13 protein-coding genes are annotated in these 15,151 nt (G+C 68.7%); 7 read left to right on the top strand and 6 right to left on the bottom strand.

Annotation, left to right across the window (positions count from 1 at the left end; all coding sequences use genetic code 11):
* Positions 1-5 precede the first annotated feature (5 nt).
* On the bottom strand, positions 6-1,466 hold the full coding sequence (locus JOD62_RS03295) for a fumarylacetoacetate hydrolase family protein (protein WP_271171603.1): 1,461 nt from the start codon (positions 1,464-1,466) through the stop codon (positions 6-8).
* Positions 1,467-1,612: 146 nt separating this feature from the next.
* On the opposite strand from JOD62_RS03295, the gene JOD62_RS03290 reads away from it, so the two are divergent.
* Complete coding sequence (locus tag JOD62_RS03290; RefSeq protein ID WP_204937894.1) at positions 1,613-2,992, top strand: MFS transporter; 1,380 nt, start codon at positions 1,613-1,615, stop codon at positions 2,990-2,992.
* Between the two features lie 31 nt (positions 2,993-3,023).
* On the opposite strand, the gene JOD62_RS03285 is transcribed toward JOD62_RS03290, so the two are convergent.
* The 3 genes from JOD62_RS03285 to JOD62_RS03275 all read right to left on the bottom strand — a co-directional run bounded on the left by JOD62_RS03285 (position 3,024) and on the right by JOD62_RS03275 (position 6,413).
* Positions 3,024-3,971 (bottom strand): DMT family transporter, encoded by a 948-nt coding sequence (locus tag JOD62_RS03285; RefSeq protein ID WP_204937893.1) that lies wholly within the window; start codon positions 3,969-3,971, stop codon positions 3,024-3,026.
* A 121-nt stretch (positions 3,972-4,092) separates the two neighbouring features.
* Entirely contained in the window at positions 4,093-5,619 is a 1,527-nt protein-coding gene (locus JOD62_RS03280) for an alpha/beta hydrolase (RefSeq protein WP_204937892.1), read from the bottom strand.
* Positions 5,620-5,711: 92 nt separating this feature from the next.
* Entirely contained in the window at positions 5,712-6,413 is a 702-nt protein-coding gene (locus tag JOD62_RS03275; protein WP_204937891.1) for an IclR family transcriptional regulator, read from the bottom strand.
* 171 nt (positions 6,414-6,584) lie between these two features.
* Here JOD62_RS03275 and JOD62_RS03270 point away from each other — a divergent pair, with 171 nt between their 5' ends.
* The 6 genes from JOD62_RS03270 (at position 6,585) to JOD62_RS03245 (ending at position 12,433) form a co-directional block, all read left to right on the top strand.
* Complete coding sequence (locus tag JOD62_RS03270; RefSeq protein ID WP_204937890.1) at positions 6,585-8,453, top strand: FAD-dependent monooxygenase; 1,869 nt, start codon at positions 6,585-6,587, stop codon at positions 8,451-8,453.
* Positions 8,454-8,526: 73 nt separating this feature from the next.
* A complete protein-coding gene (locus tag JOD62_RS03265; protein WP_204937889.1) occupies positions 8,527-9,480 on the top strand; it encodes an ABC transporter ATP-binding protein in 954 nt (317 codons plus the stop codon).
* A 3-nt stretch (positions 9,481-9,483) separates the two neighbouring features.
* Positions 9,484-10,239 (top strand): ABC transporter permease, encoded by a 756-nt coding sequence (locus tag JOD62_RS03260; protein WP_204937888.1) that lies wholly within the window; start codon positions 9,484-9,486, stop codon positions 10,237-10,239.
* 13 nt (positions 10,240-10,252) lie between these two features.
* Positions 10,253-11,362 carry a sensor histidine kinase gene (locus JOD62_RS03255; RefSeq protein WP_204937887.1) on the top strand — a complete coding sequence of 370 codons (1,110 nt, stop codon included), beginning with the start codon at positions 10,253-10,255 and terminating at the stop codon, positions 11,360-11,362.
* Positions 11,356-11,994, top strand: coding sequence for a response regulator transcription factor (locus JOD62_RS03250; RefSeq protein ID WP_239526530.1), 639 nt, complete (start codon positions 11,356-11,358; stop codon positions 11,992-11,994). The genes JOD62_RS03255 and JOD62_RS03250 overlap by 7 nt, the downstream gene beginning before the upstream one ends.
* A 58-nt stretch (positions 11,995-12,052) precedes the next feature.
* A complete protein-coding gene (locus JOD62_RS03245) occupies positions 12,053-12,433 on the top strand; it encodes a VOC family protein (protein ID WP_204937886.1) in 381 nt (126 codons plus the stop codon).
* Positions 12,434-12,448: 15 nt separating this feature from the next.
* Here JOD62_RS03245 and JOD62_RS03240 read toward each other — a convergent pair whose 3' ends face one another.
* Positions 12,449-13,297 (bottom strand): PhzF family phenazine biosynthesis protein, encoded by an 849-nt coding sequence (locus JOD62_RS03240; RefSeq protein ID WP_204937885.1) that lies wholly within the window; start codon positions 13,295-13,297, stop codon positions 12,449-12,451.
* Between the two features lie 139 nt (positions 13,298-13,436).
* Positions 13,437-15,083: a thiamine pyrophosphate-binding protein gene (locus JOD62_RS03235; protein WP_204937884.1), complete on the bottom strand. Its 1,647-nt coding sequence runs from the start codon at positions 15,081-15,083 to the stop codon at positions 13,437-13,439.
* Positions 15,084-15,151 lie beyond the last annotated feature (68 nt).

The following is a 15,151-nucleotide window of genomic DNA, read 5'->3' as shown; positions in this document are numbered from 1 at the left end:
GCGCGTCACGCCTCCTGGTCGCGGGCGTCGTACTTCGCGCGCCACTCGGCGTTCATCGGGAACAGTCCGTCGACGGGGTTGCCCGCCTCGACCTGCAGGGCGATCCAGGCGTCTTCCTCCTCCTGGGCGAGCGTCTCGGCGACGACCTCTTCGACGAGGTGCGGGGGGATCACGACGACTCCGTCGCTGTCGCCGACGATGACGTCACCGGGCTGCACGGCAGCGCCGCCGCAGGCGATCGTGACGTCGACGTCCCACGGCACGTGCTTGCGTCCCAGAACGGAGGGATGCGCCCCCTGAGAGAAGACAGGAAGGCCGATCTCGGCGACGGCCGCGAAGTCGCGCACGCCGCCGTCACTCACGACGCCTGCCGCGCCACGCGCCTTGGCGCGCAGGGCGAGGATGTCGCCGAGCGTGCCGGTGCTCGCATCCCCTCGGGCCTCGATCACGATGATCTCGCCTTCTTCCACGGCGTCGAACGCCCGCTTCTGCGCGTTGTACCCGCCGCCGTGGCTCTTGAAGAGATCTTCGCGGAAGGGCACGAAGCGCAGCGTCTTCGCGGTGCCGACGATCTTGGTCCCGGCGATGTTCGCCGAGACACCGTCGATGAAGCAGGAGTGGTGCCCGCGCTTGCGCAGCTGGGCCGACAGGCCTGCGGTCGGAGCCTCCATGAGCTGAGCCCGGATCTCGGGGGAGAGGGTCCACTTCGCGGGCGCGGGCGGCAGACCGGCTTCTTCCCGGGAGCCCCAGGCCTCTTCGCGCTGCAGATCGTCGACCGAGGGCATCGATCCGACGGCGGGGTCGAAGGCGCGCTCGCCCTGCGTCACGGTCGTGAGCAGACGCCCGGAGGACGGGGCACCCGGTGCATCCGGAGCATCCACCTCGATCTCGACCACATCGCCCGGGACGATGACCGACGACCCGGCGGGCGTGCCGGTGAGGATGATGTCGCCGGGCTCCAGGGTGAGGTGCTGCGAGAGGTCGGCGATGAGCTGCGGGAACGGGAAGAGCAGGTCAGCCGTGGTGTCGTCCTGTCGCAGTTCGCCGTTGACCCAGGCGCGCACGCGGAGACCCGTCGGATCGACCGTGCGTGCGTCGATGAGCTCGGGGCCGAGCGGGGTGTAGCCGTCGCCGCCCTTGTTGCGCACGTTGGATCCCTTGTCGTTGGCGCGCAGGTCGTAGAGGCCGAGGTCGTTGGACGCCGTGACGGATGCCACGTGGCTCCAGGCGTCGTCGACGCTGACCCAGCGAGCCCTCGTGCCGATGATCAGGGCGACCTCGCCCTCGAAAGCGAGGAGCTCGGTGCCAGCGGGGCGCTCGACCGTGCCCCCCGAGGGGGCGAGAGAGCTGGACGGCTTGAAGAAGTAGGAGGGGGCTGCGGGGCGGCGGCCGCGCTGATCGGCGCGCGATGGGTAGTTCAGATGGATCGCGATGATCTTGCCGGGTCGACTGGTCGATTCCGTCACGGGGCGCCTCCTCGCGCTGAGTGCAGATTTCTGCCGTGCAGACGCCTGTTGTGCGTCGTATTCGAAATCATATATCATCGTGTCACCCCTCGGCAAGCAAACAGCACGCCGTGACGACGACGAAGTCACACGTAAGGAGACACCCCATGAGCGGGCAGTCAGATCCCGGGTTCACGCCCACAGGCACCATCGCAGCGACGAAAGATCGCCGCCGCGTCGTCTTTGCCACTGTTGTCGGAACCACTGTCGAGTGGTACGACTTCTTCATCTATGCCACGGCCGTCGGCCTGGTCTTCGGTCAGCTCTTCTTCGCACCGCTCGGCGCGAACAGTGCACTGATCGCCTTCGCGACGGTGGGTGTGAGCTTCCTGTTCCGCCCGCTCGGCGCCTTCCTCGCCGGGCACTTCGGCGACAAGCTCGGCCGCAAGGTCGTGCTCATGTGGACGCTCATCCTGATGGGTGCGGCCACCGCCCTCATCGGCGTGCTGCCCACCTACGAGGCCATCGGCATCACGGCCCCGATCCTGCTCGTGCTGCTGCGCATCCTGCAGGGCATCTCGGCCGGCGGTGAGTGGGGCGGCGCTGTGCTCATGGCCGTTGAACACGCCCCCAAGAAGAAGCGCGGCATCTTCGGCGCCTCGCCGCAGATCGGCGTTCCGCTGGGTCTGCTCCTCGCCTCGGGCGTCATGGCGATCATGACCGCGATCGCTCCGGGCGACCAGTTCCTCATCTGGGGCTGGCGTGTGCCGTTCCTGCTGAGTGTCGTGCTGATCCTCGTCGGCTACTACGTGCGCCGCAAGGTCGAGGAGAGCCCCGTCTTCGCTGAGCTCGCAGAGCGCAAGGAAGAGGCCAAGATGCCGATCGTGCAGCTCTTCAAGAAGCACCTGCTGCTCGTCATCATCGCGGCCTTCGTCTTCGCCGGAAACAACGCGGTCGGCTACATGACCACGGGCGGCTATATCCAGGGCTACGCCACGAACCCCGAAGGGGCGCTGGCGATGGAGCGCGGCCCGGTGCTCTGGGCAGTGACCGGATCGGCGGTCACCTGGCTGATCTCGACACTCGTCGCGGGCTGGGTCTGCGACCGCATCGGGCGACGCAACACCTACATCGCGGGGTGGATCATGCAGCTGGTCGGTGTGTTCACGCTCTTCCCGCTGGTCAACACGGGCGATGTCGGGCTGCTGTTCGCGGGCCTCGCGATCCTCACGATCGGTCTCGGATTCACATACGGCCCGCAGGCGGCGCTGTACACCGAGCTCTTCCCGGCCAGCATCCGCTTCTCCGGCGTCTCGATCTCGTATGCGATCGGCGCCATCGCGGGCGGTGCGTTCGCTCCGACGATCGCCACGGCCATCGTGCAGGCCACCGGCTCGACCGAGGCGGTCACCTGGTATCTGGCGGGCATGACCGTGCTCGGCCTGATTGCGACGCTGCTGCTGCGCGACCGCTCGGGCATCCCGCTCGGTCCCGACCATGAGGCCGAGCAGTCGGTCAGCCCGATCTACGGGCTCGCCAAGGCCTGAGCCCGTCGTATCGAGGCGCCATTCCCGGTCATCATTCGCCCATGCGAATTCGATCGGGGGTGGCGCCTCGTCGTGTCGGCAGACGGAGCCGTCCGTGGGAGATCGCAATGCCAGCGATGACGATCAGCGCACCGAGCGGCTGGTGCCACTCCACGTGCTCGGCGAGGATGAGGACGCCCAGGGTCACGCCGACGACGGGGGCGAGGTAGGTGACGGTGGATGCGTTCGTCGCACCCCACGCGTCGACGATGCTGGTGTTCCACGCGTAGGCGACACCTGTTCCGAGCGCACCCAGTGCGATGAGCGCGGCGACGGCCGGAACTGTGAGCGACACCGGGGACAGGGCGATGAACGGTGCCAGTGCCACCATGACGACCGCGCCGAGGCCCACCTGCATCGTGGCTGCCGCGATCGGGTCGATGCCGCGGGGGGAGATGAATCTGCGCAGGTACACGAAGGCGGCGCCGTAGCTGGCTGTGGCGCCGAGACAGGAGACCTGCGCCAGCAGCGTCCCTGTGCCGAGTCCGTTCCACGGGCCCAGTACGACGAGCACGCCCAGGAAGCCGAGCGCGACGCCGATCAGTGTGGTCCTGGTGAGCCGCTCGGAGCGGAGCGCGACCCAGGCGATCAACACGGTCATCAGCGGGGTGGTCGCGTTGTAGATGCTGGCGAGCCCGGATGAGATCTCCTGTTGCGCGCTGGCGAACAGAAGGAACGGGATCACGCAGAGCAGCAGGCTGACGACGAAGAAGTGGGCCCATACGACTCCGAACGCGGGCAGTCGTCGTCGGGTGACCAGGCAGATCAGTCCCAGAGTGACCGCCCCGATCATGAGTCTTCCCAGGACGACCTGGGCCGGTGAGAGCGCCGTCAGGGCGATCGCGATGAACAGGAAGCTCGAGCCCCACGTGAGAGCCAGCAGCACGAACTGCACGAGGATGCGCCTGCGCGGGGGCTGTGCAGTGTCCGAACGGGTCACCGGGGCTCCTTCCACATGTGGAGCGCCACGTATGCTCCGCACTCAGTCTCGCGCCCTGGTGGACGCGAGACTGGCGGATTTCGGACGAGGCATGTCGGAACTCATCCGGAGTGCGGGGACCTCAGTCGTCGGTGCAGATGAGGTCGTCGGGAGGCAATGCGCCGGTGAGCAGATAGGCCGTCGCGGCGTCGTCGGCGCACGTCGAGCGTCCCTGGAAGGAGGCGCCGTGCCCATTGCCCTGCAGCGTCAGCAGATGGGCGTTTCCGAGCTGTCGCACCAGGCTCTCGCTGCGGGCATACGGGGTCGCGTGGTCGCCGGTGATGCCGATGACCAGGACGGGGTCGCCGGCTGGTCCGGTGAAGCTGTCGGTGATGTCATCGCCGCTCTCCGCGAGAGCGAAGCAGGAGAGGTCGACGTGCTCGCGCAGCACCGCGTCGTTGACACCCGGGCCGTTGAGCAGTGCCGGGATCTCTGCGTCCTCGATGTGCGCGAGGAAACCGGGGATGTCGGGGTCAGCGGGGAAGGAGTGGCACTTGACGAAAGTTCCGGACAGGTTGACCTTCGCGCCGCCGCCCGCCATCTGCTCGGCGAGGAAGTCGATCGCCATCTGCTCGCCGGCGAGTGCCCGGCTGCTGACATCAAGGACGATCTCTCGCCCGCCATCCGCCTGGTAGAGCCCGGAGATCAGGTAGTGCAGGAACATCTCTCCCGGTACGGGCGTGCCGTCGGAGGCCACCAGCGGTGCGTCATCGAGCTGATTCTTGACGGTGTTCAGCGCGTCAGGATCGGCGATCGGGCACGACGTCTGCTCGTAGAGTGTTCCGCAGTCGCTGAGGAGCTGAGACAGGGCCCCCACGATCGCCATGGCCTGGTCGAAGTTGCCCGTGAGGGAGCTCCACCCGCTGTCGATGGCGCCGTCGAGAAGCATCCGTCCGACCTGCTCGGGGAAGAGCGTCGAGTAGGTCGCGCCCAGGACGGTGCCGTAGGAGTAGCCCAGATAGTTGAAGCGCTCCGCATCGATCAGCGCGCGCACGAGCTCCATGTCGCGGGCGGCCTGAGAGGTGCCCATCGAGTGCGCGATGGGGTTGGCGTCGGCGCAGGTGGCGAGATTGACGCTCCGGATGCTGCTGACGGACTCGCACGCCACCGGCGTGCTCAATCCGACGCCGCGCGGGTCGATTCCGATGAGGTCATAGGCGGCGTAGACGTCGGTGAAACCCTCGGAGGCGGTCAGGGTGAACGCGTGGCTCAGTCCGCTCTGGCCGGGGCCGCCGGGGTTGCTGAACAGCGCCTCCTTCGCGTCGCCGGAGGGGGAGGGCAGGTGGGAGATCGCGAGCTTCACCGTCTCGTCGCGGCTCGGGTCGTTCCAGTCGAGCGGCACGTCGATCATGGCGCACTGGAAGCTCTCGACCGGGGCGCCCCGGTCAGCGAGCATCTGGGCGAACGGCTCGGGCATCCCGAAGCTCTCATCGCACTCGCCCCAGGCGATCTCCTGCGCATACACGTTCGGGAAGTCGATCCTCTGCTGGGCGGCCTCGGGCTGCTCATTGGGTCCGAACGTGCACCCCGCGAGGGACAGCGTCGTGAGAACCGCGGCGACGGCGGCCGCAGCGATCGTGACGCGGCGGCGGGGAGTGGACGAGGTCATGCGCAACCTAACTATGGACGGAGTGCAATCTTGCAATCAGTCCACGTTAGCGCGGAGAGCGGACGCGATGAGGGCTTGTTATCGGACCGGTATCAGCTGCCGAGGGAGGCGGCGATCGCCTGGGCTGACCGTCGAAGACGCTCGGCGATCTCGCGATCGTCGTGTGCGGATGCCACATGCACCACGGCGATCGCGGCGGGGCGCTGTCCGCGCAGAGCAAGCGGGACCGCGACCGAGCGCACGGTGGGAATCACCTCGTCGTGGCTCGTGGCGAAGCCCTGTGTGCGCACCTGTGCCACGTCGTCGATCGTGCGCGGCGCGGTCTCGGCGGGCCACTGCGGCGAGGGGAGCTGGGCGAGGATCGCCTTGCCCGGTGCTCCGACGGTCACCGAGTGCCGCGCTCCGGGGCGCTGTGCGACACTCGCGACGGCGTGACGGGGCTCGACGCTGGCGAGCGTGATGCACTCGTCGCCGTCGAGAACGGCGAGGAAGCAGGTCATGCCGAGCTCGTTCGCCACGGCGGTCAGCTCGGGGAGGGCTTCGGACTGGAGATCGTGAGCGACGCCGGCGGCAAGCGCTGCCATGCGTGGCCCGAGCGAGACCAGTCCGGCGGCGTCACGGGCGACCAGGCGGTGGTCCTCAAGGGTGCGCAGAAGGCGGTAGGCGACCGAGCGGTGCACGTCGAGTCGTACCGCGATCTCATCGATCGTGAGTGCGGCATGCGCTTCGGCGAGGATCTCGAGGATGCGGATCCCGCGGCTGAGGGTCTGTGATGCGGGGGCTGGCGTGGCCACGGTGCTCCTTCGGCGACGCGGATGCGCAGGGCGATCTTGCCGCGTCGTCCCGCCATCCGGTACTATCGTTCAATAGTAGAACTGCGTGTTCGAATATAGAACACGCAAGGTCTTCACGCAACACCCGTGACACGACGACTCAGACGGAGAGGTCTGAGGAAGGAAGCGACGATGCAGTTCCACCACCACGGCTACGTATCCGCAGACCCCCGCGTGCAGGACGCGGCCGGCCTCGGCATCGAACGTTCGCCGGAGCTTCCCGATGAGATGGACGTGCTGATCGTCGGATCCGGCCCTGCCGGCATGCTGCTCGCCGCACAGATGTCGCAGTTCCCGCACGTCAGCACCCGCATCATCGAGCGTCGCGAAGGACGCCTCGTGCTTGGACAGGCCGACGGGATCCAGCCGCGCAGTGTCGAGACCTTCCAGGCTTTCGGATTCGCCGAGCGCATCGTCGCCGAGGCGTACAACATCGGCTGGATGAACTTCTGGGGTCCGAACCCCGAGAAGCCGGCCGAGATCATCCGCACAGCGCGCACGGAGGACTACGGCCTCAAGATCAGCGAGTTCCCGCACCTGATCGTGAACCAGGCCCGCGTCCTCGACTACTTCGCCGAGGCAGCCGTGCACGGACCGGGCCGCATCGCACCCGACTACGGCATCGAGTTCGTCGACCTGACGGTGCACGACGATGGCGAGTACCCCGTCGAGGTGCAGGTGCGCTACGTGGCGGGTGACCGTGCCGGCGAAGAGCGCACCGTCCGCGCCAAGTACGTCGTCGGCTGCGACGGCGCGCGCAGCGGCGTGCGCAGGTCCATCGGCCGCACGCACGTGGGCGCCATGGCCGCTCACGCCTGGGGCGTCATGGATGTGCTCGTCAACACCGACTTCCCCGACTGGCGCACGAAGTGCGCGATCAACGCCGAGGCGGGCAACATCCTGCACATTCCGCGTGAGGGCGGCTACCTCAGCCGCGTGTATGTCGATCTCGGCGAGGTGCCGGAGGACGACAACCGCACGGTGCGACACACCCCGCTCGAGGCGGTCATCCAGAAGGCGAACGACATCCTGCATCCCTACACGCTCGACGTGAAGGAAGTCGCCTGGCACAGCGTCTACGAGGTCGGGCACCGCGTGACCGATGGCTTCGACGACTCGGAGCCGGGCGATGACCGCGCGCCTCGCGTCTTCCTCACGGGCGACGCCTGCCACACGCACAGCGCGAAGGCCGGACAGGGCATGAATGTCTCGATGCAGGACGGTTTCAATCTCGGATGGAAGCTCGGCTACGTCCTCACGGGCCGCAGCCCCGAGACGCTGCTGTCGACGTACTCCGAAGAGCGCCACCCGGTCGCGCAGCAGCTCATCGACTTCGACCGCGAGTGGTCCACGCTCATGGCGCGCAAGCCGGAGGAGATCTCCGACCCGACCGAGCTCGCGACCTTCTACCTCGGCACCGCCGAATTCCCCTCCGGCTTCATGACGCAGTACGGCGACTCGATGATCGTGGCGGCCGACTCGGCGCAGCAGCTCGCAGCGGGCTTCCCGCTCGGCAAGCGCTTCAAGTCGGTCGAGGTCACCCGGGTCTGCGACGGCAACGCCGTGCACCTCGGACACCACGCCCGTGCGGACGGACGCTGGCGCGTCTACGCCTTCGCAGACAGGAGCGGGGAGGCGCTGGCATCCTGGGCGAAGGCATTCACCGAGACGGTCGGGCGCTTCACTCCCGCGGATGCTGACATCGACGCGATCTTCGACGTGAAGGCGATCTACCAGCAGCGCTATGACGAGTTCGAGATCACCGCGGTGCCGGAGCTCTTCCTGCCGAAGACCGGGCCGTTGGAGCTCACCGACTGGGAGAAGGTCTACGCGGCCGCACCGTCGGCATGGGTGGCCTCGGACATCTTCGCCGAGCGCGAGCTCTCGCGCGACGGCGTCGTCGTCGTCGTGCGTCCGGACCAGTACGTCGCCGCGGTTCTGCCGCTGACGGACCCCGAGGGACTCGCCGCCTTCTTCGCGGGAGCGCTGCTTCCCGCCTGAGATGACACGTGTCATGTCGAACGCGTGACACCGGCCCACAGCATCCGCCCGCGCTTGTGGCCACGCTGGAAGCATGACCACAACATCCCCTCTCCGGCCGCAGCCGACGCGGACCACGAGCGCCCCGGCGGTCGTGGAACTGCGCGGCGTGCGTCGCCACTACGGCACCGGATCCCATCGGGTGCAGGCCGTCGACAAGGTCGACCTCACGATCCACCAGGGTGAGATCGTCGCGTTGCTCGGCCCGAACGGCGCAGGAAAGACGACGACGCTCGACATGCTGCTCGGGCTCACGGACCCCAGCGACGGCATCGTCCAGGTGCTCGGCGGAACACCGCAGCGTGCGGCGAAGGCCGGTTCGATCGCGGCCGTGCTGCAGACCGGAGGACTGCTGTCCGACCTCACCGTGCGCGAGACGGTCGAACTGATCGCCTCGCTCTACGGACGTGACGCCCTGGCGCGTGTACCCGATGTCATGGCCCGCGCCGACCTCACGCACCTTGCTCGTCGTCGCGTCGCGAAGTGCTCCGGCGGGGAGCAGCAGCGTGTGAAGTTCGCACTGGCTCTCGCCGCGGACCCCGACATCCTCATCCTCGACGAGCCGACCGCGGGCATGGATGTGACGGCGCGGCGCCGCTTCTGGGACGTCATGCGCGCGGATGCGGATGCGGGCCGCACCATCATCTTCGCGACGCACTACCTGGAAGAAGCCGAGCAGTTCGCCCGACGCACCGTCGTGATGCACCGAGGACAGGTCGTCGCGGACGCGCCGACCGCGGAGCTGCGCGCCGGCTTGGGCGCGCGAACCGTCGGGGCGACGCTGCCGAGCGCGACATCCGACGACCTTGTCGCAACGCTGCGCGGGCGCGAGGACATCGCCGACATGCGGGTGGATGCGGACCGGCTCACCCTGCGCACCACGGACTCGGATGCGATCGCGGCCCTGCTGCTGGCATCCGGAGCCCGCGATCTGGAGATCGCCGCACCCACACTCGAGACCGCCTTCACGGCGCTGACGGAGGACTGAATCATGTCGATCTCTGCGACGATGCTGCGCATCGAGGGCGTCCGCCAGCTGCGCAACCCCTACACACTCGCCTTCACGCTGGCGATGCCGGTGGTCATGTACGTGCTCTTCGGGGCGAGTGCCGCGTACGGCAGCCAATCCGCCGGTCACGGCAACGTCTCCTTCTACGTCATGGTCTCGATGGCGGCCTACGGCACGGCGGTCGCGATGAGCTCGCTGACGTCGCTGGCTGCCGCGGAATCCAAACAGGGCTGGGGCCGTCAGCTCGCGATGACCCCGCTGAGCACCGCGGGGTACGCCGCGACGAAGCTCATCACGGCGGTGTCCTTCGCGGCACTCGCGCTGGTGGCCGTCTTCGTCACCGGCGCACTCACCGGAGCCCAGGCAGACGACCTCTGGCGGTGGGCGGCATCCGCGGGCATCATTCTCGGGCTCGGGCTGATGTACGGCCTGTTCGGGCTCGGCGTCGGACTCTTCTTCAACGCCGATTCCGCCGCCGCGCTCGCCTCGATCTCGATGACCTTCTTCGCGTTCTTCGGCAACGTGTTCATGCCGCTCGACGGGATCATGCTCGACATCGCCCGGTTCAGCCCGCTCTACGGGTTCGTTGCGCTGAGTCGGTGGCCCCTCACGGATGGCGTCCTGACGACAGGCCAGACTGACCCGCTGTGGGCAGTGCTGCTGAGCGTCGTGGTGTGGGTGGTGCTCTTCGCCCTGCTCGTGTTCGCCGGCGTGAAGCGCTCGCGGCGACGCCAGTAAGTAGGTTGGACGTATGACCCCGCCCGCCGAAGCGAAGAACGTCTGGGAGCGCTACGGATGGCTCATGGCCGTCGTATGGATGGTGTTCCTGATTTACCCGCTGATCGCTCTCGTGCGCTCGGAAGCGGCGCTCGGATGGATCGTCGTCGGGTGGGTCGCGCTCGTCGCCTTCGCGGTGCTCTACGTCGTCGGCTTCATTCGCGGCCTGCGTGCGGGTGGGGGGATCGGTGCCACACCCGCGCGCGGGCAGTGGGTGATCTTCGCCGTACTGATCTTCTGCGCGATCGCCTGCGCGCCGGCCGCAGGGGCGAGCAGCCTGAGCTTTCTGCCGTTCATCATGTCGTTTGCCTCGTACGGGCTGACGCGCCTCGCGCACTGGATCACGACCATCACGGCGGTTGCGGTTGCGGCGGTGTGCGTGCTGCTGATCCCCGGCGGATTCGCGTACTCGGGCGTGCTCGCGATCGTGGTTCTGCTGGGCGTCGTGAACACCGTGTCGACCTGGCTGATCATCCGCTCGGCGGAGGCTGAGGCACTCGGGCTGGAGCTGGCGACCAGCGAAGGGCGCGAGGCGGTGGCGCGGGACGTGCACGACCTGATCGGGCACTCCCTGACCGTGGTGCAGCTCAAGGCACAGCTCGCGCGACGGCTGATCGACGCAGACCCGGAGCGGGCGAAGGCCGAGCTCGCCGACATCGAAGCGCTCACGGCGGAGGCGATCGCGGGCGTGCGCGCCACCGTCTCGGGAGTGCGGGCGACAACCCTGGTCGAGCAGGTCGCCGCGGCGCACGATGCGCTGCGCGCGGCGGGGGTCACCCTGCGCGTCGTGGGGGAGACGAGCGCACTGTCGCCGGCGCAGGCGCTCACGGCGAGCTGGATCCTGCGCGAGGCGGTGACCAACGTGCTGCGACATGCGAAGGCGACGGCAGCGACGATCACGATCGAGCCGGGGATGCTGGTGATCGAAGACGACGGGCGCGGAGCAGATGGGCGGGGGATGGATGGATACACGGGGCGCGGCAGCGGCGTCGCCGGAATGCGGGAGCGTGCAGCGGCGGCCGGTGCGGGCTTTGTGATCACCCCGGGCCGTGACGCGGGCACCCGGGTGGAGCTGACATGGTGAGCCGGATGCCGGAGGCGACGCCCGCCCCGATCCGCCTCGTGATCGCCGACGATCAGGCGTTGGTGCGCGGCGCGCTGGCGGCGCTGCTCGCGCTGGAGGATGACCTCGAGGTCGCAGGTGTCGCGGCCGACGGTGTTCAGGCGGTCGAGATGGTGGCGGCGCTGCAGCCGGACGTGTGCCTCATGGACATCCAGATGCCCGACATGGACGGCATCGACGCGACCAGGCGCGTGCGTGCGGCGCATCCCTCAACCCGCGTGCTCATCGTCACGACGTTTGCGCGACCGGGGTATCTGCGGGCGGCGCTGGACGCCGGAGCCAGCGGCTTCGTCGTGAAGGACACCCCTGCGGAGCAGCTCGCGGAGGCGGTGCGGCGCGTGCATGCCGGACTGCGGGTCGTCGACCCGGCGCTGGCGGAGGAGAGTCTCTTCGAGGGGATGAATCCGCTCAGCGATCGTGAACGACAGGTGCTCCGATTGGCCGCCGATGGGCGCGCGGCCAGTGCTGTCGCCGCGGAGGTGTTCCTCTCGGCGGGCACGGTGCGCAATCTCCTCTCCGCAGCGATCGGCAAGACCGGCGCGGCGAACCGTGCGCAGGCCGTCCGCATCGCGCAGGACAAGGGGTGGATCTGAGTCAGGTCGCGACGTACTCTTTTGCCTCGTGGGGGTTCCCCAACCGAAAGGGTGCGCGATGGACTGGAAGATCGAACTCATCTTCGTGCCGGTCACAGATGTCGACCGAGCGAAGGACTTCTACGTCAAGATCGGCTTCAACGCCGACCATGATCAGACCCCGATGGACGGGCTGCGCTTCGTGCAGATGACGCCGCCCGGCTCGGCGTGCTCGATCGCCTTCGGCACGGGGCTCGGCCTCGACATGGAGCCGGGATCGCAGAACACGATCCAGGTCGTGGTGCCGGACGCCGATGAGGCGCTTGCGCACCTGCGGGGGCTCGGCGTGGAGGCAGAGGGCGTCGACGATCAGGCCTGGGGACGATTCGTCACCTTCGACGACCCGGATGGCAACACCTGGACGCTCCAGGAGCTGCCCGACTACTCGGCGATGAGCTGAACCCGGGGGCAGACGTCAGAGGCGGGTCGCGCCGCCGGACACGGTGATCCCGCCCGTGGCGGGAATCTCCACGGCCAGCAGGCTGGGCCGTCCGACGTGCGCGCCCTGATGGATCCGCACCGACTGCTCCGGATAGGCGAGCTCCCGCAGGTATGCGCCGACGGAGGCGGCGGCGGAGCCCGTCGCCGGGTCTTCCGTGATGCGCCCGACCGGGAAGAGGTTGCGGGCCATGAACTCCGCGGCCCCGGTGGCGTGCAGCACGGTCACGGTGCCGAGCCAGCCCTGCGCGCGCATGAGGGCCGCCACCTCCGCCGGCGGGAACCGGAACTGGTGGAACAGCTCGCGATCGGCGAGGACGAGAACAGGATGCCAGTTGCCCGCGAAGGCCTCGCGCGGCGGAAACCGCGGGTCCAGGTCACTCCGCGTGAGCGAGAGTGTCTGCAGCAGCTGATCGAGCACGACGCCGTCGATCTCGCGGACCTCGGGCTCGACGCTCGTGAACGACACCTCGACGGACCCATCCTGCTCTGCGGTGTCGAGCGCGACGGGCCCGGCGTTCGTGTCGAAGATCAGCGGTCCTGCGCCCACGCGCTCGGCCAGCGCCACGGCGGTCGCGACCGTCGCGTGACCGCAGAACGGCACCTCCGCCGCGGGAGACCAGTACCGCACGCGATACCGCGGCACCGCCGCATCCGCCGCCTGGCCCATCACGAACGCCGTCTCCGAGTAGCCGACCTCTGCGGCGATCCGGAGCATGTCCTGCTCGCTGAGCCCGCGCGCATCGAGCACGACACCCGCCGGGTTGCCGCCCTCGGGCGTCGCAGCGAACGCGCTGTAGCGCAGGATCTCGGGAGCATCCACCATGGCGAGGAGCCTAACGGATGCGGCGCGCCGACTTCGGGCATCAGGACCAGGCACGGATGGCGGGAGATCGCCCGCACGGAGGCGGTGTGAACGTTGACACCGCGTCCATCGGGGCGATCGTCCCGCCGTCCGTCCCACATCAGCTGTTGATGCGGATGATCTCCTCCTGGTACGGAGCGATGACGTCTCCGGAGATGCGGAGGTCGAGCACGAGGAAGCGGCGAGTCGCGGGATCTTCCCGCGTCCAGGCGGCGAGACGGTCGAGGTCGGCGAGCGTGCGCACGACGACGCCCTCGGCGCCGACAGCCGCACCGAATGCAGCGAAGTCCACCTCCGGAATGCGCATCGGTCCCTCGGCGAGACCCTTCAGCCCGTACAGGTTGATCTCCGCGCCGTAGGCGGCGTCGTTCCAGACGACGGCGATGCCGCGACCGGCGGCAGCGCGCACGGCGGATTCGAGGTCGGCGATGGCCATGAGTCCGCCGCCGTCGCCGCTCGTGAGCACGACCGTCGACTCGCGGCGGGCAAGGGCTGCGCCCACGATGCTCGGCCACCCCTGCCCGATCGACTGGAAGGCCGTGCCGACCATCATCATCCGGTCCGGCGAGGCGACCGGCCAGTACATGTTCGCCCAGCCGATGAAGTGGCCGCCGTCCGAGACGACGACGCGATCCTCCGGCAGCAGCTCGGCGATCCGGCGGGCGGCCGAACGCGGGTCGAGGCGACCGTCGGGAGCGAGGTCGTTGCCGGTCTCGTAGCTGCGGGCGGCGTCGATGTCGACGCTCTCGCGCCATCCGGAGCCGCCGGCGGAGCCGAGCCGCGCGACGAGGGCCTCGGCCACGAGGCGGGCGTCGCCCCGCACGAATCCGCCCACGTGCGCGTGCGTGGCTGCGGGTGCCGTGTCGATCTGGAACACCCGGGTGCCCGGCGCGAACAGTGCGCCGAAGCGCATCGTGAACTGGTTGAGGCTTGCACCGAACACGACGGCGACGTCGGCCTCACGGACGAGCTCCATCGCGCCCTCGGCGCCGAAGCCACCGGTGACTCCCAGATCGAAGCCGGTCTCGGGGAAGATTCCTCGGCCGAGCGCCGTCGAGGCGGTCAGCGCCCCTGTCGCGGCGGCCAGGTCACCGAGCGCTGCGCCGGCTCCCGCGAGCCAGGCTCCTCGCCCGGCCAGCAGGAAGGGGCGCTTCGCCCCGCGCAGCGCCTCGGCGATCACGTCGATCATGCCTTCGGCGTACTCACCCTTCGGCGCGAGCGGGGCGGGAACACGGGGAGCCGGAGCCTCCGGGACAGGACCCGCATCGAGAGAGGCGACGTCATAGGGGATCGCGAGTACGACGGGCACGCGATACGTGAGGGCGTGCTCGATCGCGATGATCGTCGTTGCGGCAGCATCCGTCCGCCCGGCCGTATAGGTGCGCGCGCCGACGGCAGAGGCGATCGCGATCTGATCGACGTCCCACGGACGCGGGCCCGAGGTCGGCTCGTCGCCGACGACGAGCACCAGGGGAACGTGCGCCTGCACAGCCTCTGCCAGAGCGGTGAGCGTGTTGGTGAAGCCTGCGCCGTAGGTGGAGGTCGCGGCAGCGATGCGCCCCGAGGCACGGAAGTGTGCATCCGCGGCGACGACGGCACCCTGCTCATGGCGGACGGCCGTGAACGTGGCATCCGTCTGCTTCTCGATCGCATCGAGGAAGTAGGCGTTTCCGTTGCCCATGACGCCGAAGACGGCATCGATGTGACGGGCGAGGGTGAGAGCGACGTGTGCGGACACGGAGGGCATGGCGAAGCCTTTCAAGACAGAACGGAGAACAGCGGGATTCCGTATGTGTCTCGCCTCGCGCTTCTCTG

Origin of the sequence: Microbacterium keratanolyticum, from assembly GCF_016907255.1 — a bacterium.
Taxonomy (GTDB): Bacteria; Actinomycetota; Actinomycetes; order Actinomycetales; family Microbacteriaceae; genus Microbacterium; species Microbacterium keratanolyticum.
This window is presented reverse-complemented; position numbering and strand designations above follow the sequence as displayed.

Bases quoted from the DNA above. Each gene is read 5' to 3' on its own strand.
- JOD62_RS03240 (WP_204937885.1), bottom strand. From the start codon at position 13,297: ATGGTGGATGCTCCCGAGATCCTGCGCTACAGCGCGTTCGCTGCGACG.
- JOD62_RS03265 (WP_204937889.1), top strand. From the start codon at position 8,527: ATGACCACAACATCCCCTCTCCGGCCGCAGCCGACGCGGACCACGAGC.
- JOD62_RS03245 (WP_204937886.1), top strand. From the start codon at position 12,053: ATGGACTGGAAGATCGAACTCATCTTCGTGCCGGTCACAGATGTCGAC.
- JOD62_RS03260 (WP_204937888.1), top strand. From the start codon at position 9,484: ATGTCGATCTCTGCGACGATGCTGCGCATCGAGGGCGTCCGCCAGCTG.
- JOD62_RS03250 (WP_239526530.1), top strand. From the start codon at position 11,356: ATGGTGAGCCGGATGCCGGAGGCGACGCCCGCCCCGATCCGCCTCGTG.
- JOD62_RS03270 (WP_204937890.1), top strand. From the start codon at position 6,585: ATGCAGTTCCACCACCACGGCTACGTATCCGCAGACCCCCGCGTGCAG.
- JOD62_RS03235 (WP_204937884.1), bottom strand. From the start codon at position 15,083: ATGCCCTCCGTGTCCGCACACGTCGCTCTCACCCTCGCCCGTCACATC.
- JOD62_RS03255 (WP_204937887.1), top strand. From the start codon at position 10,253: ATGACCCCGCCCGCCGAAGCGAAGAACGTCTGGGAGCGCTACGGATGG.
- JOD62_RS03290 (WP_204937894.1), top strand. From the start codon at position 1,613: ATGAGCGGGCAGTCAGATCCCGGGTTCACGCCCACAGGCACCATCGCA.
- JOD62_RS03280 (WP_204937892.1), bottom strand. From the start codon at position 5,619: ATGACCTCGTCCACTCCCCGCCGCCGCGTCACGATCGCTGCGGCCGCC.